The 22,083-nt window shown below is 68.1% G+C and carries 17 protein-coding genes; 8 read left to right on the top strand and 9 right to left on the bottom strand.

The window, feature by feature from the left end; all coding sequences use genetic code 11:
* Positions 1-138: 138 nt before the first annotated feature.
* From AC5P7U_RS08235 to creB, 4 genes are all read right to left on the bottom strand, one after another.
* On the bottom strand, positions 139-549 hold the full coding sequence (locus AC5P7U_RS08235) for a hypothetical protein (protein ID WP_006426005.1): 411 nt from the start codon (positions 547-549) through the stop codon (positions 139-141).
* Between the two features lie 10 nt (positions 550-559).
* Positions 560-1,879, bottom strand: coding sequence for a cell envelope integrity protein CreD (gene creD, locus AC5P7U_RS08230; RefSeq protein WP_006426004.1), 1,320 nt, complete (start codon positions 1,877-1,879; stop codon positions 560-562).
* A gap of 81 nt (positions 1,880-1,960) precedes the next feature.
* Positions 1,961-3,421 (bottom strand): two-component system sensor histidine kinase CreC, encoded by a 1,461-nt coding sequence (gene creC / locus AC5P7U_RS08225; RefSeq protein ID WP_006426003.1) that lies wholly within the window; start codon positions 3,419-3,421, stop codon positions 1,961-1,963.
* Between the two features lie 3 nt (positions 3,422-3,424).
* Positions 3,425-4,150: a two-component system response regulator CreB gene (creB, locus tag AC5P7U_RS08220; protein ID WP_197563132.1), complete on the bottom strand. Its 726-nt coding sequence runs from the start codon at positions 4,148-4,150 to the stop codon at positions 3,425-3,427.
* Between the two features lie 35 nt (positions 4,151-4,185).
* Here creB and AC5P7U_RS08215 point away from each other — a divergent pair, with 35 nt between their 5' ends.
* The 4 genes from AC5P7U_RS08215 to AC5P7U_RS08200 all read left to right on the top strand — a co-directional run bounded on the left by AC5P7U_RS08215 (position 4,186) and on the right by AC5P7U_RS08200 (position 9,962).
* Entirely contained in the window at positions 4,186-5,043 is an 858-nt protein-coding gene (locus AC5P7U_RS08215; RefSeq protein ID WP_006425982.1) for a 23S rRNA (adenine(2030)-N(6))-methyltransferase RlmJ, read from the top strand.
* 95 nt (positions 5,044-5,138) lie between these two features.
* Positions 5,139-5,684, top strand: coding sequence for a GNAT family N-acetyltransferase (locus tag AC5P7U_RS08210; RefSeq protein ID WP_004150340.1), 546 nt, complete (start codon positions 5,139-5,141; stop codon positions 5,682-5,684).
* 150 nt (positions 5,685-5,834) lie between these two features.
* Positions 5,835-9,299: a transcription-repair coupling factor gene (gene mfd / locus AC5P7U_RS08205; RefSeq protein ID WP_197563229.1), complete on the top strand. Its 3,465-nt coding sequence runs from the start codon at positions 5,835-5,837 to the stop codon at positions 9,297-9,299.
* Between the two features lie 45 nt (positions 9,300-9,344).
* The gene (locus tag AC5P7U_RS08200) at positions 9,345-9,962 is read left to right on the top strand and encodes an HD-GYP domain-containing protein (RefSeq protein WP_197563231.1); all 618 of its coding nucleotides are present in this window, start codon (positions 9,345-9,347) and stop codon (positions 9,960-9,962) included.
* A 171-nt stretch (positions 9,963-10,133) separates the two neighbouring features.
* On the opposite strand, the gene AC5P7U_RS08195 is transcribed toward AC5P7U_RS08200, so the two are convergent.
* Positions 10,134-12,227: a M13 family metallopeptidase gene (locus AC5P7U_RS08195; RefSeq protein ID WP_197563233.1), complete on the bottom strand. Its 2,094-nt coding sequence runs from the start codon at positions 12,225-12,227 to the stop codon at positions 10,134-10,136.
* Between the two features lie 142 nt (positions 12,228-12,369).
* Positions 12,370-13,119, bottom strand: coding sequence for a 2,3-diphosphoglycerate-dependent phosphoglycerate mutase (gpmA, locus tag AC5P7U_RS08190; protein ID WP_197563235.1), 750 nt, complete (start codon positions 13,117-13,119; stop codon positions 12,370-12,372).
* A 94-nt stretch (positions 13,120-13,213) separates the two neighbouring features.
* Between gpmA and nfi the strand changes: the two genes are divergently transcribed.
* Positions 13,214-13,888, top strand: coding sequence for a deoxyribonuclease V (nfi, locus tag AC5P7U_RS08185; RefSeq protein WP_197563237.1), 675 nt, complete (start codon positions 13,214-13,216; stop codon positions 13,886-13,888).
* 37 nt (positions 13,889-13,925) lie between these two features.
* Here the strand turns inward: nfi and AC5P7U_RS08180 are convergent, their stop codons facing one another.
* Entirely contained in the window at positions 13,926-14,906 is a 981-nt protein-coding gene (locus tag AC5P7U_RS08180; RefSeq protein WP_006425777.1) for a cation diffusion facilitator family transporter, read from the bottom strand.
* Between the two features lie 180 nt (positions 14,907-15,086).
* Positions 15,087-17,336 carry a TonB-dependent siderophore receptor gene (locus tag AC5P7U_RS08175; RefSeq protein WP_197563239.1) on the bottom strand — a complete coding sequence of 750 codons (2,250 nt, stop codon included), beginning with the start codon at positions 17,334-17,336 and terminating at the stop codon, positions 15,087-15,089.
* A gap of 287 nt (positions 17,337-17,623) precedes the next feature.
* Between AC5P7U_RS08175 and AC5P7U_RS08170 the strand changes: the two genes are divergently transcribed.
* Positions 17,624-19,036, top strand: coding sequence for a GGDEF domain-containing protein (locus tag AC5P7U_RS08170; protein ID WP_197563241.1), 1,413 nt, complete (start codon positions 17,624-17,626; stop codon positions 19,034-19,036).
* A gap of 2 nt (positions 19,037-19,038) precedes the next feature.
* Here AC5P7U_RS08170 and AC5P7U_RS08165 read toward each other — a convergent pair whose 3' ends face one another.
* A complete protein-coding gene (locus tag AC5P7U_RS08165; protein ID WP_197563243.1) occupies positions 19,039-20,244 on the bottom strand; it encodes an MFS transporter in 1,206 nt (401 codons plus the stop codon).
* Between the two features lie 78 nt (positions 20,245-20,322).
* On the opposite strand from AC5P7U_RS08165, the gene AC5P7U_RS08160 reads away from it, so the two are divergent.
* Together AC5P7U_RS08160 and AC5P7U_RS08155 are read left to right on the top strand one after the other, a co-directional pair.
* Positions 20,323-20,772, top strand: a complete 450-nt coding sequence (locus AC5P7U_RS08160; protein ID WP_197563245.1) for a winged helix-turn-helix transcriptional regulator — start codon at positions 20,323-20,325, stop codon at positions 20,770-20,772.
* Between the two features lie 73 nt (positions 20,773-20,845).
* Entirely contained in the window at positions 20,846-21,964 is a 1,119-nt protein-coding gene (locus tag AC5P7U_RS08155; protein ID WP_197563247.1) for a metallophosphoesterase, read from the top strand.
* Positions 21,965-22,083: the final 119 nt, after the last annotated feature.

Genomic DNA, 22,083 nt, shown 5'->3' with positions numbered 1-22,083 from the left:
GGGCGCGGCGATACCGTCCCATCGGTCATGGGCAGGAGCATGCGAACCAAGGTTCACACCCACAGGAGAGTGGTTGGTTCGCACCCACAGGAGAATGGCCACACAGGAAAGTTGTTGGTTCGCATCTCCCAAGCCACCTCATCCACTCCAGCCCAGCCACAGCTGCGCCCGCGCCGGCAGCAGCAGCAACCAGTGCCGCCGGTCGATGCTGCTGCAGCCGTACACCGCCGCGTGTGCCGGCCAGTCCTCCGGCAGGCCGCCGATGCCGATCTCGCACAGCGCTTCCGCTCCGGCCTTCCATGGCCGGTAGCGCGGCACCCTGCCCGCCAGCGCGCCGCGTCCCTGCCGCGCGCCCTGCAGCCACGCCAGCCCATGATCCTGCAATCCCTCGCAGGTGACCGCGGCCAGCTGGAAGCGGACCAGGCCGGGGGCGATCCGTGCCCCCGGCAGGGCAGCCAGCACGCCATGTGCCTGCAGCAGTGCATCCACTTCCAGCAGGGCCGGAATGCCCTGCCGTGCCCGTTGCCGCAATCCGTGGCGCCAGCCCATGGCGAACTCCTTACTTCAGCTCCGCGCCAAGCGCGTACCAGTCGACCCGGCGGGTCACCCACATCGCCAGCGCCAGGATCACGAACAGCAGCAGCGAGCCCATCAGCAGCGCGTTGTTCTCCGACACCAGCAGCCCATACAGCGCGCCATACAACACGGTCAGCAGCGCGGCAAAGCCGAGGCCACGCTTCCAGTGGCCCAGCACGTTGGCCAGGTACACCGCCTGCAGCCCGATGCAGGCCACGGCCGAGACCAGGTAGGCCTTCCAGAACGCGATGTGCTCGGACAGGCTGATCAGCAGCAGGAAGAAGATCGCCAGCGCCAGGCCCACCATCAGGTACTGCAGCGGATGGATGCGCAGCGACTTGATCAGTTCGAACAGGATGAAGCCGACGAAGGTGAGCAGCACGAACAGCACGCCATACTTCGAGGCGCGGTCGGCCTGGGTATAGGTGTCTACCGGATCGACCAGCGACACGGTCACCGCCTGCGAATCGATCGCGCCGTCGCTGCGCAGCTGGCGCTGCGCGTCGGACGCCAGCGAGGACACCGCCCAGCGTGCATCGAAGCCCTGTGCATCGACGCGCCGCTCGTTGGGAAGGAATGCACCACTGAACGACGGATGCGGCCAGCTCGAACGCAGCGCGATGCGGGTGTCATCGCCCACCGGCACCACCGACAGCATGCGGCTGCCGTCCAGGCGCAATTCCAGTTCGACGGTACTGGCGGCCAGGCTGCCGCCCTGGTCGCTGGCGAACCCGGCCACGGGCGCATGCAGGCCGCGACCGACTTCGCTGGCCGCTTCGACGCCCGGCAGCAGCCGCAGCTGCTTTCCGTCCACGCGCAGGTTGGGCGTGCCGACCAGCCCGCGCACATCGGAGACACCCAGCGCCACATACGGCTGTCCGTAGCTGCGGCCGGCCTTCACCGGGTAGTCGTCGACGGCGAAGGTCGCCTTCAGCTGGCCGTTCCAGCTGTACACCGGCACCTTGAACAGGCCGACTTCGCGCTGGCTCGGCAGCATCTCACCGCCCACTTCCAGCGTGGCCGGCATCTGCAGCCAGTGGCCTTCGCTGACCTGCACCTCGGTCTTCTTGTTGCCCTTGGCGTCGACCACTTCGACCTGCTGGCGCTCCACCCACGGCACCACCCGCACCGGCCCGACCAGGCGCTGTACCCCGGCGCGGCTGTCGGCAACCCGCGAAAAGGCCTCGTCGCGGTATGCGCTGCGCTCGGTGATGACCCCACGGATCATCATCAGTGGAACCAGCAGCAGCAGGATCAGCCCGCCGACAATGGCGAACCGCAGCAGCATTTTCAGGGATTTCATGGTCCATCCTCGTTGGAGAGGGCTGCAGGATGGACCGCTGCAGTGAGCAGGGTTTGTGGCGAATTTGAAGCGAGTGTGAAGTCAGCGCCGCGGGCGCTGGCCCGGCACGCTCAACGGCAACCATAGGCTGGCCACGGTGCCGCCGCCGTCACGGACCTCGACGCTGGCACGGCCGTCATGCAGGCGCGCGACCTCCTGCACGAACGGCAGGCCCAGGCCCGAGCTGCGCCGTCCACTGGCGGGGCGCGCCAACGAATAGAAGCGCTCGAACACCCGATCGCGCGCATAGTCCGGAATGCCCGCACCGCGGTCAGCCACCTGCAGGTGCACGCCCTGACCGTCCACCTCGGCCTGCAGCGCGATCTCCGCGCCGGCCGGCGAGAATGCGATGGCATTGTCGATCAGGTTGTGCAGCGCCTGCCGCAGCAGGTAGGCATCGCCCTGCACGGACAGGTCGGGCGCGCTGCCGATGCGCACCTGTACGCCCGCCGCCTGCGCGCGCACCTGCGCCGCAGCCGCCGCCTCGGCCAGCAGCACCGGCAACGCGATCGGGTCGCGGGTCTGCAGCCAGCCATGCTGCTCCACTTCGGCCAGCGCCAGCAGCTTGTCGATGGTCTCGGTCAGCCGCTCCTGCTGGTCGACGATGCTGCGCGCGAAATGCACGCGGTCGGCCTCGGGCAGTGGTTCCTGCAGCAGCTCGGCGGCACCGCGGATCGCCGCCAGCGGGCTCTTCATCTCGTGCGTCAGTGATTGCACGTACTGCTCGACGTAAGCCTTGCCTTCCAGCTTGCGGCGCATGGTTTCCAGCGCCTGGCCGAGATCGCCGATCTCGTCGCGGCGGCGGCGCGGCGGCGGTACCGGTTCGCCGGCGGTAACCGCGCGGGCATAGCGGCTGAGCTGGCCCAAGCCGGTGGTCAGCCACATCGTCACCAGCACGCCGACCAGCGCCGACAGCCCGATCAGCCAGGCCCCGCGCTCGATGATGGCGCGCTGGCTGGCGGCGATGAACGGATCGATGCTGCGGTTGGGCTGGGCCAGGCTGAGCACGCCGATCAGCGTGCGCCCATCGGCCGGGTCATACACCGGCGCCGCCACGTGCATCACGGTATCGCCTTCCTCGCCCGGTACCTCCGGGCTGGAACGGGCGCCATACTCGCCGCGCAGGGTGCGGTAGACATCGTTCCAGCGCGAGTTGTCGCGGCCCAGATCGCGGCCCAGCGAGTCGTAGATGACGATGCCCCGGGCGTCGGTGATGGTCACCCGGTAATCCAGCGAGCGCTTCGGGAAGCGCCAGACCATCGCCTTCAGGTCGCGCTGCCGCGCCTTGGCCAGGTTGCGGGTGAAGCCGCCGCTGCGGATGGTGCCGTCCTTGACGTCGGCGGCGGCCATCTCGGCCAGCACATTCGCCGCATCGACCAGGGTCGACTCCATCGCCTGGCGCACACCCGGTTTCACTTCATTGACGAACACCCGCATCACGAAGAACGCGGCGATGCCGGTGATCAGGAAGAAGCCCAGGAACAGCTTCAGCACCAGGCGCATCGACTAGACCTCCAGCGCGTAGCCGAGGCCACGGTGGGTGCGGATCGGATCATCACTGGCACCGGCCGCACGCAGCTTGGCGCGCAACGTCTTTACATGCGTGTCCACGGTACGGTCGGCGCTGTCGGCGCTGCTGTCCCAGCCGCGATCCATCAGCTGCGCACGGCTGAGGATGGCGCCCGGGCGTTGCAGCAACGCCTCCAGCAGCGCGTATTCGTAGCGGGTCAGGTCCAGCGCGTGGCCCCGGAAGCGGATGCGGCGGCCGTCGCGGTCGATGGCGAAGGCGCCGTGCTGCTGCCAGCCCGCATCGGCGCTGCCCGCTGTCGCCAGCGGTACGGCACGGCGCAGGCGAGCTCGCACCCGCGCCACCAGCTCGCGCGGCGAGAACGGCTTGGTCATGTAGTCGTCGGCACCCAGCTCCAGGCCGAGCACGCGGTCGACCTCGTCGTTGCGGGCGGTCAAAAAGATCACCGGCAGCTGCGCAGCCGGGCCCGGCTGTGCGCGCAGCCGCCGACACACCTCGAAGCCGCCCAGATCCGGCAGGCCCACGTCCAGCACCAGCAGATCGATACCCCCGGCCTGCAGACGTTGCAGGGCTTCGCTGCCCAGCAGGCAGTGGCTGGCGGCGTAGCCTTCGCTGCGCAGCGCGTAGAGCACGGTTTCGGCGATGGCGGCTTCGTCCTCGACCACCAGGACATGGGCAACAGGAGCTGTCATGGCGCGCAGCATAGCCGCTGCGGCCGCCGCCCCGTACACTGCCGCCCATGAACTATCGCCACGCCTTCCATGCCGGCAACCACGCCGATGTGCTCAAGCACATCGTGCAGCTGGCCCTGATCGACAGCTTCAAGCGCAAGGACAGCCCGTTCTTCGTGCTCGACACCCACGGCGGTGCCGGCCGCTACCTGCTGGCCAGTGAAGAGAGCCGCAAGACCCTGGAGGCCGAGTCCGGAATCATGCGGCTGATGGCCCAGCCCAAGCTGCCGGAGGTGGTCGAGCGCTACCTGAAGGCCGTGCAGGCCGACAACCCGGTCGGCGCACTGACCAACTACCCGGGCTCGCCGCTGCTGAGCGCACAGGCGATGCGCGCGCAGGACCGCATGGCGGTGTGTGAGCTGCAGGAACCCGAAACCGCCACGTTGAAGGCCCTGTTCGCCCACGACAGCCGCGTCGATGTGCGTCCGGGCGATGGCTACGCGCTGCTGCGCTCGCTGCTGCCGCCGAAGTTCAACGGCAGCAAGATCGGCCGCGGCCTGGTGCTGATCGACCCGCCCTACGAGGCCCAGGACGCCGAGTACCAGAACATCCTGGCCGCCCTGGCCGAGACCCTGGCACGCTGGCCGCAGGCCACCTGCGCGGTCTGGTTCCCGATCAAGCAGCGCCGCACCATCCTGCACTTCCTGCGCAAGGCCAGCGCGCTGCCGGTGAAGTCGGCGATGACCATCGAGTTCCTGGTGCGCCCGGACGACTCGCCGCTGCGCCTCAACGGCAGTGGCATGCTGCTGCTCAACCCGCCCTGGCAGTTCGATCGGGTGGTCGGGCCGGCCCTGCCGGCGCTGCGCCAGCACCTGGGCGAACCCGGTGCCAGCACCCGCCTGGATTGGCTCAAAGCCCCCGAATAACGGCCTTCACGAGGCTGTACCGCCGTGAGCCTTTCGTTCACGGAATGCAGCCCCGGTGATGCCACAATCGATGGACCACCAAGGAATCACCCGGTATGGCCACTCGCAACCGCATGCCGCCCTGGCATGAGATCTTCAAGGCTCCCAGCGGCCACGAGCTGCTGATCCGCCCCATCCGCCCGGAAGATGGCGCGCCGCTGCAAGCAGCGTTCAGCCTGTTCGGGCCGGAAGAAATCCGTGATCGTTTCCTGCAGGCGGTGACCGAGCTGTCGCCGGAAACCACCCAGCGCCTGACCCACCCCAATCCCAAGACCGAGATCACCCTGGTCGCAGCCGAATCCCTGCCCGCTGGCGAAGCGGTGGTCGGCGCGGTCGCCCGGGCCTCGATCATCCCCGGTACCCGTGAAGCCGAGTACGCGATCCTGATCAGCCGCTTCCTGATCGGCCAGGGCCTGGGCCGGCAGCTGATGCGCAAGCTGGTGAAGTGGGGCCGCGGCAAGTACCTGGACCGCCTGTACGGCGATGTGGCCGCCGAGAACGAGCCGATGAAGCAGCTGGCCGCCTCGCTGGGCTTCAAGCCGGTGCCGCACCCGACCGGCGCCGAGGGCCTGGTGCGGATGGTGCTGGAGCTGGACAACTGAAGGATGCGCCGGGCCTGGCCTGGCGACGCATTACCGGTAGTGCCGGCCGCTGGCCGGCAGCCTCATGCACCGTTGGAGTATCGGAATGCCGGCCAGCGGCCGGCACTACCCGACGGGGTTTGATCGGGCTTCTGCTAAAATCCGGGGTCCATGTCGCGTACCTCATACCCCGCCCCGCCGCTGCCGCGCGCCGGCCAGCTCCGCGCCTGGTGGCGCGCCCCCGCATCGCCGACCGCCCTGGCCTGGTACCTGGCCCAGGCCGCGCGTGCGCACGACGCCCCGCTGCTGGTGATCGCCCGTGACAACCACGGTGCCAACCAGCTCGAAGCCGACCTGCAGACCCTGCTTGGCGGCGACCCGGCCCTGCCGGTGGTCGCCTTCCCGGACTGGGAAACCCTGCCCTACGACCGCTTCAGCCCGCATCCGGACATCATCTCGCAGCGCCTGGCTGCCCTGCACCGCCTGCCCGCGCTGAAGCGCGGCCTGGTGATCGTGCCGGTGCAGACCCTGCTGCAGCAGCTGGCGCCACGCAGCTACGTGATCGGCGGCAGCTTCGACCTGAAGGTCGGCCAGCGCCTGGACCTGGAGGCCGAGAAGCGCCGCCTGGAGAGCGCCGGCTACCGCAACGTGCCGCAGGTGATGGACCCGGGCGACTTCGCCGTGCGCGGTGGCCTGCTCGACGTGTTCCCGATGGGTGCCGACGAGCCGCTGCGGGTGGAGCTGCTGGACGAAGACATCGACTCGATCCGCGCGTTCGACCCGGAAAGCCAGCGTTCGCTGGACAAGGTCGCGGCCGTGCACATGCTGCCCGGCCGCGAAGTGCCGATGGACGAGGCCAGCATCGCCCGCGTGCTGGCCACGCTGCGCGAGCGCTTCGATGTCGATACCCGGCGCAGCGCGCTGTACCAGGACCTGAAGTCCGGGCTGGCCCCGGCCGGCGTCGAGTACTACCTGCCACTGTTCTTCGAGCGCACCGCGACCCTGTTCGATTACCTGCCCAGCGGCAGCCTGCCGGTGGTCTGTGCCGGTGCCGGCGAAGCCGCCGAGACGTTCTGGGCGCAGACCGGCGAGCGCTACGAACAGCGCCGCCATGATGTGGAGCGCCCGCTGCTGCCACCGTCGGCGCTGTACCTGTCGCCGGAAATGCTGCGCGAGCGCCTGAACGATGCGCCGCGCATCGAGGTGTGGTCAGCCGACCACGCACGCATCGCCGACGCGCACGCGCTGGGCGACCAGCCGTTGCCGCCGCTGCCGGTGGCCGCACGCGAGGCACCGGCCGGTGATGCGCTGAAGTCGTTCCTCGGCCACTACCCGGGCCGGGTGCTGATCGCAGCCGATTCGCCGGGCCGCCGTGAAGCCCTGCTGGAAGTGCTGCAGGCCGCCGAGCTGAAGCCACCGGTGGTGGCTGACCTGCCCAGCTTCCTGGCCGGCGATGCGCGCTTCGCGATCGCGGTGGCGCCGCTGGAGGATGGCTTCGCGCTGGACGATCCGTGCATCGCTGTGCTGACCGAGCGCCAGCTGTTCCCGGAGCGCGCTGGCAGCACCCGCCGCACGCGCCGTGCCGGCCGCGAGCCGGAAGCGATCATCCGCGACCTCGGTGAGCTGACCGAAGGCGCGCCGATCGTGCACGAGGACCATGGCGTGGGCCGCTACCGTGGCCTGATCGCGATGGACGTCGGCGGCATGCCCGGCGAGTTCCTCGAAATCGAATACGCAAAGGGCGACCGCCTGTATGTGCCGGTGGCCCAGCTGCACCTGATCAGCCGTTACTCCGGTGCATCGGCGGAAACCGCGCCGCTGCATTCGCTCGGCGGCGAGCAGTGGAGCAAGGCCAAGCGCAAGGCCGCCGAAAAGGTACGCGACGTGGCCGCCGAACTGCTGGAGATCCAGGCCCGCCGCCAGGCGCGTGCCGGCCTGGCACTGCAGGTGGACCGCGCGATGTACGAACCGTTCGCGGCCGGTTTCCCGTTCGAGGAGACCCCGGACCAGCTGGCCGCAATCGACGCCACCCTGCGCGACCTGGCCAGCAGCCAGCCGATGGACCGCGTGGTCTGCGGCGACGTCGGCTTCGGCAAGACCGAGGTGGCGGTACGCGCCGCCTTCGCCGCCGCCAGCGCTGGCAAGCAGGTGGCCGTGCTGGTGCCGACCACGCTGCTGGCCGAACAGCATTTCCGCAATTTCCGCGACCGCTTCGCCGACTACCCGATGAAGGTCGAAGTGCTGTCGCGCTTCAAGACCAGCAAGGAAATCAAGGCCGAACTGGAGAAGGTCGCCGCCGGCACCATCGATGTCATCGTCGGTACCCACCGCCTGCTGCAGCCGGACGTGAAGTTCAAGGACCTGGGCATGGTCATCGTCGACGAAGAGCAGCGTTTCGGCGTGCGCCAGAAGGAAGCATTGAAGGCGCTGCGCGCCAACGTGCACCTGCTGACCCTGACCGCCACGCCGATCCCGCGCACCTTGAACATGGCCATGGCCGGCCTGCGCGACCTGTCGATCATCGCCACGCCGCCGCCGAACCGGCTGGCGGTGCAGACCTTCATCACGCAGTGGGACAACGCGCTGCTGCGCGAAGCCTTCCAGCGCGAACTGGCGCGCGGCGGCCAGCTGTACTTCCTGCACAACGACGTGGAGAGCATCGGCCGCATGCAGCGCGAGCTGTCCGAGCTGGTGCCGGAGGCGCGCATCGGCATCGCCCACGGCCAGATGCCCGAGCGTGAGCTGGAAAAGGTGATGCTGGATTTCCAGAAGCAGCGCTTCAACGTGCTGCTGTCGACCACGATCATCGAGTCGGGCATCGACATCCCCAACGCCAACACCATCATCATCAACCGCGCCGACCGCTTCGGCCTGGCCCAGCTGCACCAGCTGCGCGGCCGTGTCGGCCGTTCGCACCATCGCGCCTATGCCTACCTGGTGGCCCCCGACCGTCGTTCGATCACCCCGGATGCGGAAAAGCGCCTGGAAGCGATCGCCTCGATGGACGAACTCGGCGCCGGCTTCACCCTGGCCACGCACGATCTGGAGATCCGCGGCGCCGGCGAACTGCTGGGCGAGGACCAGAGCGGACAGATGGCCGAGGTCGGCTTCAGCCTGTACACCGAACTGCTGGAACGCGCGGTGCGCAGCATCAAGCAGGGCAAGCTGCCCGACCTGGATGCCGGTGAGGAAGTGCGCGGCGCCGAAGTCGAGCTGCATGTGCCGGCGCTGATTCCGGAAGACTACCTGCCGGACGTGCACACCCGCCTGACCCTGTACAAGCGCATCTCCAGCGCGCGCGACAGCGATGCACTGCGCGAGCTGCAGGTGGAGATGATCGACCGCTTCGGGCTGCTGCCGGATGCGGCCAAGCACCTGTTCGCCATCGCCGAGCTGAAGCTGAAGGCCAACACGCTCGGCATCCGCAAGCTGGACCTGGGCGAGAACGGTGGCCGCATCGTGTTCGAGTCCAAGCCGAACATCGACCCGATGGCGGTGATCCAGCTGATCCAGAAGCAACCGAACCTCTACGCCATGGAAGGGCCCGACAAGCTGCGCATCAAGCATCCGCTGCCGTTGCCGGAAGACCGCTTCAACGCGGCCCGCGCCCTTCTGACCACCCTCGCCCCGGGTTGATCGCCCCCCGAATACCCCGCACCGGTCCCCACCCGGTGCGGGTGGATGCCCATGTTTCCTGACGCCGTACCCGCCCCCGACCTGCTGCACGCGCAGGCCTGCCTGATCGATGCCCTCTCGATGTCGCTGCAGATGCGCGACGCTTACACCCGCCACCATTGCGACCGTGTCGGCCTGCTCGCGCAGCGCCTGGCCGCGCACTGCGACCTCGACGCCGAGGCCTGTGAACAGATCGGCCTGGCCGCCCGCTTCCACGACATCGGCAAGATCGGCATTCCCGACGATGTGCTGCTGGCCCCGCGCCGGCACACCGACGAAGAGCGCGCGATCATGCGTGAGCACCCGGTGCGGGGCGAGCATATCTTCCTGGCCACCGGCCGCAGTGATGCCGCACCGGTCGCGCAACTGATCCGCGCCCATCATGAAGCCTTCGATGGCAGCGGCTATCCCGATGGCTTGCGCGGCGAAAGCATTCCGCTGGGCGCGCGCATCGTCACCCTCGCCGATGCCTACGATGCGATGACCAGCGTGCGTCCCTATCGTGCCGCGATGGCGCGCGAGGCTGCGCTGGGCATCATCGAGAACCAATCGGGTGGCCTGGTCGATCCCTACGTGCTGCAGCGCTTCCATCGCCTGCTGGCGCTGGAGCCGGAGCTGGCCTGACTGACGCGCTGGCTGACCCGCCGGCCGACGCACGTGTATCGCGAACATCCCGCGCTGCGCGCGATAGTCAACCAGCGGTCGACGCTACCAGGCCGCCCCTCGCCACCGGGCCGGCAAACAAAAGGCCCGGCTTTCGCCGGGCCTTTCGCAATACGCATCACGTGCGATCGGTTACCAGATCACCACGCGCTTGTCGTCGGCACGCACCATCGCGTCGCCGGCCTTGCACTGGAACGCGGCAGCGAACGACGGCATGTTCGACGGCGCACCGTTGGCACGGAAGTTGGCCGGGGCGTGCGGATCGGTGTTCAAGCGCACGCGCAGTTCACCGTCGGTGAAGTTGCGACGCCACACGGTGGCCCAGTTCATGAAGAAGCGCTGGTCCTGGCTGTGGCCATCGACGTCGACGTTCGCCTTCGGGTCTTCCTTCAGCGCCATCTGCAGCGCGTCGTAGGCCACGGTCAGGCCGCCGAGGTCGCCGATGTTCTCGCCCAGGGTCAGCTTGCCCTTCACGAACACGCCCGGCACTGACTCATAGCCGTCGAACTGCGCGACCAGCTGGTCGGTGCGCTGGGTGAAGGCCTTGCGGTCGGCGTCGGTCCACCAGTTGTCGAAGTTGCCGTTGGCGGCGAACTGGCTGCCCGAGTCATCGTAGCCGTGCATCATCTCGTGGCCGATGACCGCACCGATGCCGCCGTAGTTCAGCGCCGGATCGGCCTTGGCGTCGAAGAACGGCGCCTGCAGGATTGCCGCCGGGAACACGATCTCGTTCTTGGTGGCGTTGTAGTAGGCGTTGACCGTCTGCGGGGTCATGCCCCACTCGGTCTTGTCCACCGGCTTGCCGATCTTGTCCAGCATGTAGCGGTAGTTGAACGCACGCGCCGCCTGCATGTTGCCCAGGTAGCTGTCGCCATTGGTCTGCAGGCCGGCCCAGTCACGCCACTTGTCCGGGTAACCGATCTTCGGGGTGAAGCTGGCCCACTTTTCCAGTGCCTTCTTCTTGGTCTCTTCGCCCATCCACGGCAGCTGCTCCAGGCGCGCCTTCAGCGCTACCGAGAGATTCTCCACCAGGTGCTGCATGGCCACCTTCGACTCGGCCGGGAACACCGCGTCGACGTAAAGCTGGCCCAGCGCTTCACCCATGCCGCCGTTGACCGACTCCAGCACGCGCTTCCAACGCGGCTGCATTTCCTTCTGGCCACGCAGGGTGGTGCCGTAGAAGTCGAAGTTGGCCTTCTCGAACGAGCTGCTCAGGTACGGCGAAGCGTCATCGATGGTGTGGAAGCGCAGGTAGGCCTGCCAGGTGCTGGCTGGCACGTCGGCCAGCATCTTGTCCATTTCACCGAAGAAACCCGGCTGGGCCAGCGAGAACTTCTGCGCGGCCGGCACCTTCAGGGTGTCGAACAGCGCGGTCCAGCTGAAGTTCGGGGTCAGCCTGTCGGCGTCGGCCGCGCTGAGCGGGTTGTAGCGCTTGGCCGGGTCACGCATTTCGATGCGCGACATCGAGGCCTTGGCCAGGCGGGTTTCGAAGGCCATCACGGCCTTGGCCTGCTCGGTGGCCTGTGCAGCATCCACGCCGGACAGGGTCAGCACCTGCGCGATGTAGGCCACGTAGGCATCGCGGATCTTGGCCTGCGCGTCGTCGAAGTAATAGCCCTTCTCCGGCAGGCCGAGGCCGCCCTGGCCGACGTAAGCGATGACGTTGGCCGAATCCTTGTAGTCGGCATTGGCAAACAGCGAGAACAGCACGCCCTTGCCCTCAGCCTGGCTGTCGCGCAGGTACTGGGTGATGGCGGCGGTGTCATTCAGCGCGGCGATCTTGTCCAGCTGCGGTTGCAGCGGCGCCAGGCCTGCGGCTTCGATCTTCGCTTCGTCGTTGCCGGTCTTCCAGATGTCACCGATCTTGGCTTCCACCGAGCCGGCCTTGGCCTGGCTGGCGGCGGCCTGCTGCACCAGCGCGTGCTGCACTTCCAGCGAGCGCTCGCGCAGGATCTCGAAGCTGCCCCAGGTAGTCTGGTCGCCCGGCACCGGGTTGGCCTTCAGCCACTTGCTGTTGACGAAGCCATTGAGGTCGGTACAGGCCGAAATGGCCGGGTCCAGATCGGCGCTGTTGAGCGAGATCAGCGGCGTCTTGATCTGCGACTGATCGAAGGCCGGCTTGGCATCGGCAGTGGCGGCCGGTGCGGTTTCGTTCTTGCCACAGGCGGCCAGCGAGGCGGCGATGGCGATCGTCAGGCCCAGCGGGACCAGATTGCGGACGTTCATGAGGCTCTCCTGCGGGTAATTCCACAGGGTAGCCGGGGAGGCCCGCGGCAGGGACCGGCCAAAGGTCACAGGGCCTGCCCCTCTATCGTCGAGCATGGCTCGACTCTACAAAAACGAAGGCCGGCTTGCGCCGGCCTTCTTCTTATTTCGCCTTGCCCTGGTTGGCCACCGCTTCTGCGGCCTTGCGCGCCGCTTCCGGGTCGCCCAGGTAGCGGAACGACTTCACCGTCAGGTCGTCGTTCAACTCGAACAGCAGCGGGATACCGGTCGGGATGTTCAGCTCGAGGATTTCCTCGCGCGAGACGTTGTTGAGGTACTTGTACAACGCGCGCAGCGAGTTGCCGTGGGCGGTGACCAGCACGGTCTTGCCGTCCTTCAGCTGCGGCGCGATGGCGTCGTGCCAGTACGGCAGCACGCGGTCCAGCGTGGTCGCCAGCGATTCGGTGCCCGGCAGCGCGTTGCGGTCCAGGCCGGCGTAGCGGCGGTCATGGATCGGGTGGCCCGGATCTTCCAGTTCCATCGGCGGCGGCGGGATGTCGTACGAGCGACGCCACACCTTGACCTGCTCCTCGCCATGCTTGGCCGCAGTCTCGGCCTTGTCCAGGCCCTGCAGGCCGCCGTAATGGCGCTCATTGAGGCGCCAGGACTTGTTCACCGGCAGCCAGTCCTGTTCCATCTCGGCCAGCGCACCCTGCAGGGTGTGGATGGCGCGCTTGAGCACCGAGGTGTGGGCGACATCGAACTGCAGGCCTTCCTCGCGCATCAGGCGGCCGGCGGCGACCGCTTCCCGGCGCCCCTGCTCGGTGAGGTCGACATCGACCCAGCCGGTGAAGCGGTTGTCCAGGTTCCACTGGCTCTGGCCATGGCGCAACAGTACGAGTTTACGGGTCACTGCAGGGTCTCCAACGCGAGGAAAGGCAGGCCGCCATTGTAGCCCCGGCCGCTGCTCACCGGGCCGTGGCGCCGCGCATGCAATGCTGTGGCCGATGAATACGATGATCGACCCCGGGCGCTGGGAAGGCAGCGTCAGCGCCGCCCGCGCGCAGCAGCTTCAGCTGGCCGGCCGGGTGGAACGCCAGGACCGCCTGCCCCGCAACGTGCGCTGGCTGGCCGGGCTGGATGTCGGCTTCGAGGAGGACGGCGCCATCACCCGCGCCGCTGCGGTATTGCTGGACGCAACGACGCTACGGCCTGTCGCGCAGGAGATCGCGCGCATTCCCACGGTGATGCCCTACATCCCCGGCCTGCTCAGCTTCCGCGAACTGCCCGCGTTGTTGGCCGCGTTGGCCTTGCTGCCGCGCACACCCGATCTGGTGTTCGTCGATGGTCACGGTATCAGCCATCCACGCCGACTGGGCGTCGCCGCGCACCTGGGCGTGGTCACCGACCTGCCGAGCATCGGCGTGGCCAAGTCGAAACTGGTGGGCCGCTTCGTCGAACCAGCCGCCGAGGCCGGTGCGCATACGCCGCTGCTGGACGGCGAGGAACAACTGGGTTGGGTACTGCGCAGCAAGGTGCGCTGCAAACCGTTGTTCGTGGCCGGCGGCCATCGGGTCAGCGCGGATACCGCGCTGGACTGGGTGCAGCGCACACTGCGTGGCTACCGCCTGCCGGAGCCGACCCGGCTGGCGGATCGGCTGGCCTCGCGCCGGGACGAATGACCGCAGCGGGCATTCCCGGCGCGGCCTTCGATTTCGATCAACGATGCACGTGGCCGCGATGGCCCTGCGCATCCTCGCCGTGGTCGTGGCCTTCATGGCCCTCGTGGTCGCCGCCCTTGGCCGGCGCCGGCTCACCACAGGCCTCGCCGCAGTGGTCCGCCTCGATCTGCAGCGTCACGTGTTCGATGCCGAAGTCATCGTGCAGGCGGCCGCCCAGTTCACGGCGCAGCGCATCGGCATCGGTGCCGTCGCGCATCACGATGTGCGCGGTCAGTGCCGGCGTGCTGGAAGCCAGCGCCCACACATGCAGGTCATGCACGTCCAGCACGGCCGCGTGGCCGGACAGGCTGTCGCGCACCTTGGCCACGTCCATGCCCTTGGGCACGCCTTCCAGCAGCACGTTGATCGCCTCGCGCATCAGCACGTAGGTGCGCGGCAGTACCCACAGGCCGATCAGCACGGCCAGGATCGGGTCGATCGGCTTCCAGCCGGTCCACTTGATCAACAACGCGCCGGCGATCACCGCCACCGAGCCCAGCATGTCCGCCCACACTTCCAGGTAGGCGCCCTTCACGTTGAGGCTCTCGCCGCTGCCGGCCTGCAGCAGGCGCATCGAGATCAGGTTGATGATGAGGCCCGCGGCGGCGATCACCAGCATGCCGGAGGAAGCGATCTCCTGCGGCTCGCGGAAACGCCCCACCGCCTCCCACAGGATGTAGGCGGCGACCACGAACAGCATCGCGCCGTTGATCATCGCGCCCAGCGCTTCCAAGCGTGCATAGCCGTAGGTGCGGCGCGCGTCCGGCGGGCGCCGGCTCAGCCGCACCGCCACCAGCGCGATCATCAGCGCCAGCGCATCGGTGGCCATGTGTGCGGCATCGGACAGCAGCGCCAGGCTGTTGGTCCAGAACGCGCCCACCACTTCGACGACGAGGAAGGTGGAGGTCAGGCCGAGCGCCCACCATAGGGGTTTCTCGTGGCGGATCTGGGATGGCAGGTGATCGTGGTCGTGGCCCATGGCAACAGCTCCTTTGCGATGGGAGGCAGGCTACGCGTGCGTGCGTAGGGAAACTATCACGGTGTTTATAACATTGCAGGCCACGCGGTCCCTCATCGGGCCGGGCCCGGCGCTACTGGAGCCCGTCCGGTGGCGCCAGTCCCGCCCCGGCGATCACAGCGGAGCGAAGTCCGCGTCCGGTCAGAATCCGAAGCGCAGGCTGGCCCAGTACGCGCGACCCGGCTCGTTGTAGGTCGCCGCACCGGCATCGCTGCTGTTGGCTTCGCGGAACAGGCGCTTGTCGGCCAGGTTGTTCACACCGAAGCCGAAGCTGACCGTCTCGGTCACCCTGTAGCGCGCGCTCACGCCCCAGATGTTGTACGCCCCGCGATCCTGCAGCGCGAGCGACGGATCGCAGGTGCCGGTGCAGCGCGGATCATTGTTGATGTTGGTGGTGGCCGGCTTCTGCCTGCCATAGAAGGTACCGGTCAGCAGCAGCGACAGCTTGTCGGTGGCCTGCCAGTCCAGCATGGTGTTGATCGTGTACTTCGGGATCACCGACAGCGGCTGGCGCGTGGTCTTGTTCTCGTTCTCCACCATGTAGGTGAAGTTGTTGCTCCACTTCAGGCGGTTGCCCTGCTCGCCCAGCAGCGGGATCACCAGGTTGCCTTCCAGCCCCTGCACGATCGCCTTCGGCGCGTTCTCCCAGCGGAAGATGCGGCCCCTGCCGTCGGCGGTCAGGCCGATCTGGTCGTAGCCGGCCTGGATCTTGTCCTTGTAGTCGTTGTGGAAGTAGGTCAGCGACGCCTGCCAGCCACTCTGCGGCGCCCACTCCACACCCAGTTCCTTGTTCAGGCTGGTTTCCGCCTTCAGGTCCGCATTGCCGCGCATGTAGCAGCCGGCCCCCAGGCTCGGCAACGCATTCGGGCAACCATTGCCGCGGGTGTAGTACAGGTAGTCCGGGTTGGACTGGTACAGGTTCGGTGCCTTGAAGGCGCGCGCGATGCCGCCCTTCACCACCCAGTCGCTGTTGATGCGGAACTGCGCGTTGAGGCTGGGGCTGGTGTTGTTGCCGAACTGGCTGTGGTGGTCGAAACGCAGGCCCGGGGTGACGATCCAGCGCTCGCCCAGGTAGATGTTGTCTTCCACGAACACCGCAGTGGTCTGCGCATCGGCTTTGCCGCGTGCACGGTCGGCCGACAGGCCGGGGAAACCGCCGCCGCTGCTGCTGGACTGGCTCATCGAGTACGGATCGGTCAGGCGGCTGTCGAGGTATTCAAAGCCCAGCGTCCAGATGTTCTCGGCGCCGCCCAGCGTGGTCGGGAAGCTCACTTCGCCATCCAGCTGGTAATTGCGCAGGCGCGAGGTCGACCAGTCGGTGCCGTTGAAGCTGCCTTCCGGGCCACCGGCCAGGCCTTCATTGATGCGCGAGTTGTTCACCGCCTCGACCGCGGCCGTGAGCCGCGAGGTCACGTCGCCCCAGCGGCCACGATGGGTGATCGCACCGGTGTTGCGGTACATGCGGTTGGTTTCCGCCTTGCCGTCGGCCAGCGCGGCCAGATCGACACCGGTCGAGGTGCCGGTGGTGCTGACGGCGCGGTCGCCGGCATAGATGTTGCCCTGGCGGCTGGTGCCGGCTTCGAACTCGACCACCTGGTCGGCGGTGAGGTCCCAGCGCAGCAGCGCGTTGATGTCACGGTTCTTGACGCCTTCGCGGCCAGCCGGCGGTACGGCATTCGGGTTGGTCGCGTACTGGCGGTTGAGGTCCAGCGAATCGGCGTCGGTCTTGTTGAGGTTGCCGTACAGCCGGAATGACAGGGTGTCGGTCATCGGGCCGCTCAGCTGCAGGCCGACGCGCTCGCTGCCGCCTTCGGCGCTGTGCTCGGGCACCAGGCCATACAGGTCAACCGCGCCGGTCAGGTCGCCGGTCGGGCGCTTGGTGATGATGTTGACCACGCCGCCGGAAGCGCCGGAACCGTAGCGGGCTGCCGCCGGTCCGCGCAGCACTTCGATGCGCTCGATCATCTCCGCGGGGACCCAATTGGTGTCGCCGCGCGTGTTGCGCTCACCGCTGCGACCCATGCGTACGGCGTCACGCGCACCGATGCGCTTGCCGTCGACCAGGATCAGGGTGTTTTCCGGGCCCATGCCGCGCAGGTCGATCTGGCGGTTGTTGCCGTACTGGCCCGAGGCGCTGTTGCCGGTCAGGTTGACGCCCGGCATGGTGCGCAGCAGTTCGGCGATGTCGTTGGCCGGCGGGCGCTTGGCGATGTCCTCGGCGGTGATGGTCGAGGTGCCCAGCGCCTGCCGCGCGATCTGCGAGGCAGTGACGTGCACCGTGTCGATATCGGTTGCGTCGGTTTCGGCCTGGGCGGTCAGGGCGCTGCCCGCCAGCAGGGCGACAACGGCGAGCGCCAGCGGGCGCGGCGAAAGTACAACGGCTCGGGACATGATCTGGACCTTCTGGCAGGGCAACGGGGCCTCTGGCAAAGGGCTTGAGGCAACGACGAGGGGGGAGGCGGAGCGTCGCTGCAGTCGCCTGCGGCCCGTTCCGTGCGCGCATTCTCCCATTAATGCGATTGATTCTCAAATGCGTTCACTCATTGCAGCAGCAGGCGCGATGTGCTTTGCGCACCGAGCAAGCCTGCATCGCGCTTAAACTGGCCGGCTCACCCGCCATCAACTGCACGCCACCGCGGCCGATACCGGTGGTTTGCCGTACGCAGCCAGAGATCGACGTGGAACCACCCCAATTGGACGATGCCAGCCAGCCGTTGGCCGAGGCGTGGCAGCATTGCCTGCAACAGGCCGGCCCGGCCGCCACCGCGCTGTTGCGCGCCGCTGCCACCGACGCCCCACCCGCGCTGGCCCAGCGCTTCTACGAAGTGCTGCTGCAGGATGCACGGGCACGCCGCTTCCTGTCCCACGAGCAGGTCAAGCAGCGCCTGCAACCGGCCATGCAGCGCTGGCTGGTGCAGTTGCTGACCACCGACGCCGCCGGCATCGCCACCACCGTGGCCTCGCAACGGGTGATCGGTGATGTGCACGCGCGGGTCGGCATTCCTGTCGACCTGGTGACCCGTGGTGCGCGCGTGCTCAAGCACGAGCTGTTCGTGCGCCTGCGCGACACTGCGCCCGACAGTGCCACCGCCTTCGCCGCCATCGACTGCCTCAGCGCGATCATGGACATCGCCATGGAAGGCATGACCCTGGCCTACACCCACGCGCGCGAACGCTCCACCCGTGCCGATGCGGCCTACCGGTTGTTCTCGCTGGTGCAGAACGTCAGCACCGAACGCGAGCGCCAGCGCGCCCTGCTGCTGGACTGGGAGAACGCCCTGCTGTACGCCCTGGCCGGCCATGTGCAGGGCAGCGACAGTGCCAGCCTGGCCAGCTCCGAGTTCGGCCTGTGGTTCACCCACAAGGGCATCCCCAGCTTCGGTGAAAGCAGCGAGACCCAGCAGGTCGGGCAGTTGATGGCGCGTATCGATGACAACCTGCAGCGCGCGAACAGCGATGCTGCACAACGCTTGGCGGTGCTGCCTGTCATCCGCGAAGACCTGGCAGCCATCCGCACGCTGATGACACTGCTGTTCGAGCGCATCGGCGAACTGGATGCCGGCAGCGACGCCCTGACCAATCTGCTCAACCGCCGCTTCCTGCCCACGGTGCTGCGCCGGGAGATCGAGCTGGCCACCCGCAACCACACGCCGTTCTCGCTGCTGCTGCTCGATCTGGATCACTTCAAGGCCATCAACGACGGCCACGGCCATGATGCCGGCGACCGCGCGTTGCAGCACGTGGCCGGCCTGCTCGGCCAGCTCACCCGCGGCAGCGATTATCTGTTCCGCTATGGCGGCGAAGAATTCGTGGTGGTGCTGGTCGCGGCCAGCGAATCGCAGGCCGAAGTGATTGCCGAAAGCCTGCGCCGGCAGATTGCACAGTCGCCGGTGGCCCTGGCCAATGGACAGGTACTGGCGCTGACCGCCAGCATCGGCGTGGCCGGCCATGACGGCCACCCGGATTACGAGCGGCTGATGGCGCGCGCCGACGCCGCGATGTACGAGGCCAAGCGCAGCGGCCGCAACCGCGTGGTGGTGGCCAGCGACGCGCTGCAGGAGGCGCCGGGACGGCGCGCATTGCAGCGGTAGCGTCAGCGCCGGACGGGCGTGTCACTCCGCAGGGGCACGCCGCGGTATGCACCACATCCCCACCACAGCAGCGCCAGCATTGCGATGCCCGCCCCCAGCAGGCACACCGCGGCCCAGCCATGCCGGGCCTGCACCCAGGGCCCGGCCGCCGCACCGATGCCGCTGCCCACCGCGTAGAACAGCATGTACAGCGCCACCAGGCGCCCATGCTGTTCAGCCGGCGCACGCAGCAGCAAGGCCTGGTTCGACACGTGCAGTGCCTGCCCACCGAGGTCGAGCACGACCACGCCCAGCAGCAGCAGGGACACTGACTGTTGAAGGCCCAGCAGCGGCCACCAGGCAAGCAGCATCAACACCAGCGCGCCAATGCTGACCCGATGGGCGAAGCCACGATCCATCCAGTGCCCCACACGCGCCGCCATCAGCGCGCCGAGCACACCGGCCAGGCCAAGGGCACCGATGGCGGCGGTCGACCAGCTCAACGGCGGTGCCGACAGTGGCAGCGGCGCCGCTGCCCAGAACACATTGAGACCGGCAAACAGCAGCAGCGCCAGCGGACCACGCTCGCGCAGCGTTCGATCCCGCCGCAGCATGCCCAGCATCGAGCGCAGCAGCGCCGACCAGCGCGGCGGTATCGCCGGCACCGGAACCGCCGGCAGCCGCCGCCACAGCACCCCTGCCAGAGCTGCCATCACCAGCGCTGAAAGCAGATAGACCGCCCGCCAGCCAGCGCTGGCCGCCACCACGCCCGATACCACGCGCGCCAGCAGCAGGCCGATGAACACTCCCCCCTGCACCACGCCCACGCTGCGACCGCGCTGCTCGGGCGGCGACAACGTGGCGGTATAGGCGATCAACCCCTGGGTCAGCGCCGTGCCCAGCAGCCCGGCCAGCAGCATGCCCGACAGCAGCCACACTGCGCTGCGTGCCGCCGCCAGCCACACCAACGCCACCACCAGTGCCATCAGCTGCAACCGCAGCAGCCGGCGGCGGTCACCGCGGTCAGCCAGTGGAAGCAGTCCGAGCAGCGCCAGCACGCTGCCAGCCTGGGTAGCGGCCAGTACCGCGCCCGCCACCGCGCGATCCAGCGCGAACGCCTGCGCCAGCTGGTCCAGCAGAGGCTGGGCGTAATAGACGTTGGCGACGCTGGCGCCTGCGGCAACGGCCAGCAGGACCAGCAGTGGTCGTGGAATGGATTCGGCCTTCATGATGTGGTTGCAAATTGAAACTTGATGCAGGCTAGCTACATTGGTTTTAAACTGCAACTACATTCGGAGATACCCGCCATGCACGCTGACAGTCCCTGCCCCGTCGCCCGCAGCGCCGACCTGTTGGGTGATCGTTGGTCGCTACTGGTGATCCGCGATGCCTTCGATGGCGTCCGCCGCTTCGGCGACTTCCAGCGCAGCCTCGGCGCGGCGCGCAACATCCTCAGCGATCGCCTGCGCAGGCTGGTCGAGGCCGGCATCCTGCAGCTGCAGCCGGCCTCCGATGGTTCGGCCTACCAGGAATATGTGCTCACCGCCGCCGGACTGGAGCTGTTCCCGCTGCTGGTCGCGCTGCGCCAATGGGGCGAGCGCCATCGCTTCGAGTCCGGCGAAGCGCATTCGCAGCTGATCGAATCGAGCACACGGCGGCCGCTGCCCTACATGCAGCCGCGTGGGCGCGATGGCCAGCCGCTGCAGGCTGCCGCCACCCGCGTGCGCAAGCTCAAGGACGATGGGCGCGTGGCCTGATCCGCCCATTCGCGCACACCACCGCACGGCCATGCCGGGTAGCATCGGGCCTTTCCGCCGCTGGATGCCGCCGATGTCGCGCTACCGCCCCTTCCTGTCGACCGCCCTGCTGCTGGCCTGCGCCACGGGAACCCTGCAGGCCCGCGAGGTCGCCGCACCGGCCGCCCATGTGGAGGCCGATGGCCCCTATGTGTTCCGCCAGGGCAACCAGCTGCAGGCCAAGTGGATCTGCACCGACAAGGTCGAGTCGCGCACGCTGGCCATTGGCGCAGCAGGTACCGATGTCGCGCCGCGCTGCGGGTACGCGCACACCGTGCACGTGGCCGCATCCACTGCGCCCTCGGTCTCCGTGCTGCCGGCGGTGCCGCGCATCGTGGCGCTGTCCGACATCCATGGCCAGTACGGTCTGCTGGTACGCCTGCTGCGCGCCAACAAGGTGATCGATGCCCAGGACCGCTGGGCCATGGGCAGGGACACCCTGGTCATCGCCGGTGATGTGTTCGACCGCGGCCCGCAGGTGACCGAAGCGTTCTGGCTGCTGTATGGCCTTCAGCAGCAGGCCGCCGCTGCCGGTGGCGCGGTGCACTTCGTGCTCGGCAACCACGAGACCATGGTGCTGTACGACGATCTGCGCTACGTCAACCCGAAGTACCTGCGCAGCGCGCAGCTGCTCGGCCGTAGCTACCCCCAGCTGTACGCCGCAGATTCGGTGATCGGCCAATGGCTGCGCACCCGCCCGGTGCTGCTGAAGATCGGTGACACCCTGTTCCTGCATGGCGGCATCTCGCCCGAGGCGGTGGCACTGGCACTGGACCCGGCGCGCACCAACGCGGCCTACCAGGCCTCGCTGGGCCTGCCCAAGGCCGAAGTGAAGGCCGACCCCGCCACCGCGCCGCTGTATGACGGCAAGACCAGCCCGATCTGGTACCGCGGCTATTTCGACGGGCGCCTCGACACGGCGGGCGTGCAGGCGGTACTGGACCGCCTGCAGCTGAAGCGCATCGTGGTTGGCCATACCTCGATGCCGCACGTCAGCAGCTTCCATGGCGACCGCGTGATCGCGATCGACAGCAGCATCAAGAACGGCGAGAACGGCGAGCTGCTGTTCATCGAAAACGGCGCACTCAGCCGTGGCCTGCTGGACGGCTCACGGGTGCCGCTGGCGCCGGGCGAACCCGGCCTGCAGGACTGAATGGCGGGACAGCGCGGCGGCGGCCGACCGTGCCGCGCTGCTCCACCTTCACCCGGTTTGCGGCTACCCTCGGCAGCCGAGAGGCCCACCCCGTCCATCCGGAGGGCCTGACCGTTACA

This window comes from Stenotrophomonas sp. YJH_SMC_57 (assembly GCF_059369755.1).
This window is presented reverse-complemented; position numbering and strand designations above follow the sequence as displayed.

What these genes read in the sequence shown, in the direction of transcription:
- creD (WP_006426004.1), bottom strand. Translation starts at nt 1,879, where the DNA reads ATGAAATCCCTGAAAATGCTGCTGCGGTTCGCCATTGTCGGCGGGCTG.
- AC5P7U_RS08235 (WP_006426005.1), bottom strand. Translation starts at nt 549, where the DNA reads ATGGGCTGGCGCCACGGATTGCGGCAACGGGCACGGCAGGGCATTCCG.
- nfi (WP_197563237.1), top strand. Translation starts at nt 13,214, where the DNA reads ATGAATACGATGATCGACCCCGGGCGCTGGGAAGGCAGCGTCAGCGCC.
- AC5P7U_RS08155 (WP_197563247.1), top strand. Translation starts at nt 20,846, where the DNA reads ATGTCGCGCTACCGCCCCTTCCTGTCGACCGCCCTGCTGCTGGCCTGC.
- AC5P7U_RS08210 (WP_004150340.1), top strand. Translation starts at nt 5,139, where the DNA reads ATGGCCACTCGCAACCGCATGCCGCCCTGGCATGAGATCTTCAAGGCT.
- creC (WP_006426003.1), bottom strand. Translation starts at nt 3,421, where the DNA reads ATGCGCCTGGTGCTGAAGCTGTTCCTGGGCTTCTTCCTGATCACCGGC.
- mfd (WP_197563229.1), top strand. Translation starts at nt 5,835, where the DNA reads ATGTCGCGTACCTCATACCCCGCCCCGCCGCTGCCGCGCGCCGGCCAG.
- AC5P7U_RS08180 (WP_006425777.1), bottom strand. Translation starts at nt 14,906, where the DNA reads ATGGGCCACGACCACGATCACCTGCCATCCCAGATCCGCCACGAGAAA.
- AC5P7U_RS08200 (WP_197563231.1), top strand. Translation starts at nt 9,345, where the DNA reads ATGCCCATGTTTCCTGACGCCGTACCCGCCCCCGACCTGCTGCACGCG.
- AC5P7U_RS08195 (WP_197563233.1), bottom strand. Translation starts at nt 12,227, where the DNA reads ATGAACGTCCGCAATCTGGTCCCGCTGGGCCTGACGATCGCCATCGCC.
- AC5P7U_RS08165 (WP_197563243.1), bottom strand. Translation starts at nt 20,244, where the DNA reads ATGAAGGCCGAATCCATTCCACGACCACTGCTGGTCCTGCTGGCCGTT.
- AC5P7U_RS08175 (WP_197563239.1), bottom strand. Translation starts at nt 17,336, where the DNA reads ATGTCCCGAGCCGTTGTACTTTCGCCGCGCCCGCTGGCGCTCGCCGTT.
- AC5P7U_RS08160 (WP_197563245.1), top strand. Translation starts at nt 20,323, where the DNA reads ATGCACGCTGACAGTCCCTGCCCCGTCGCCCGCAGCGCCGACCTGTTG.
- AC5P7U_RS08215 (WP_006425982.1), top strand. Translation starts at nt 4,186, where the DNA reads ATGAACTATCGCCACGCCTTCCATGCCGGCAACCACGCCGATGTGCTC.
- creB (WP_197563132.1), bottom strand. Translation starts at nt 4,150, where the DNA reads ATGCTGCGCGCCATGACAGCTCCTGTTGCCCATGTCCTGGTGGTCGAG.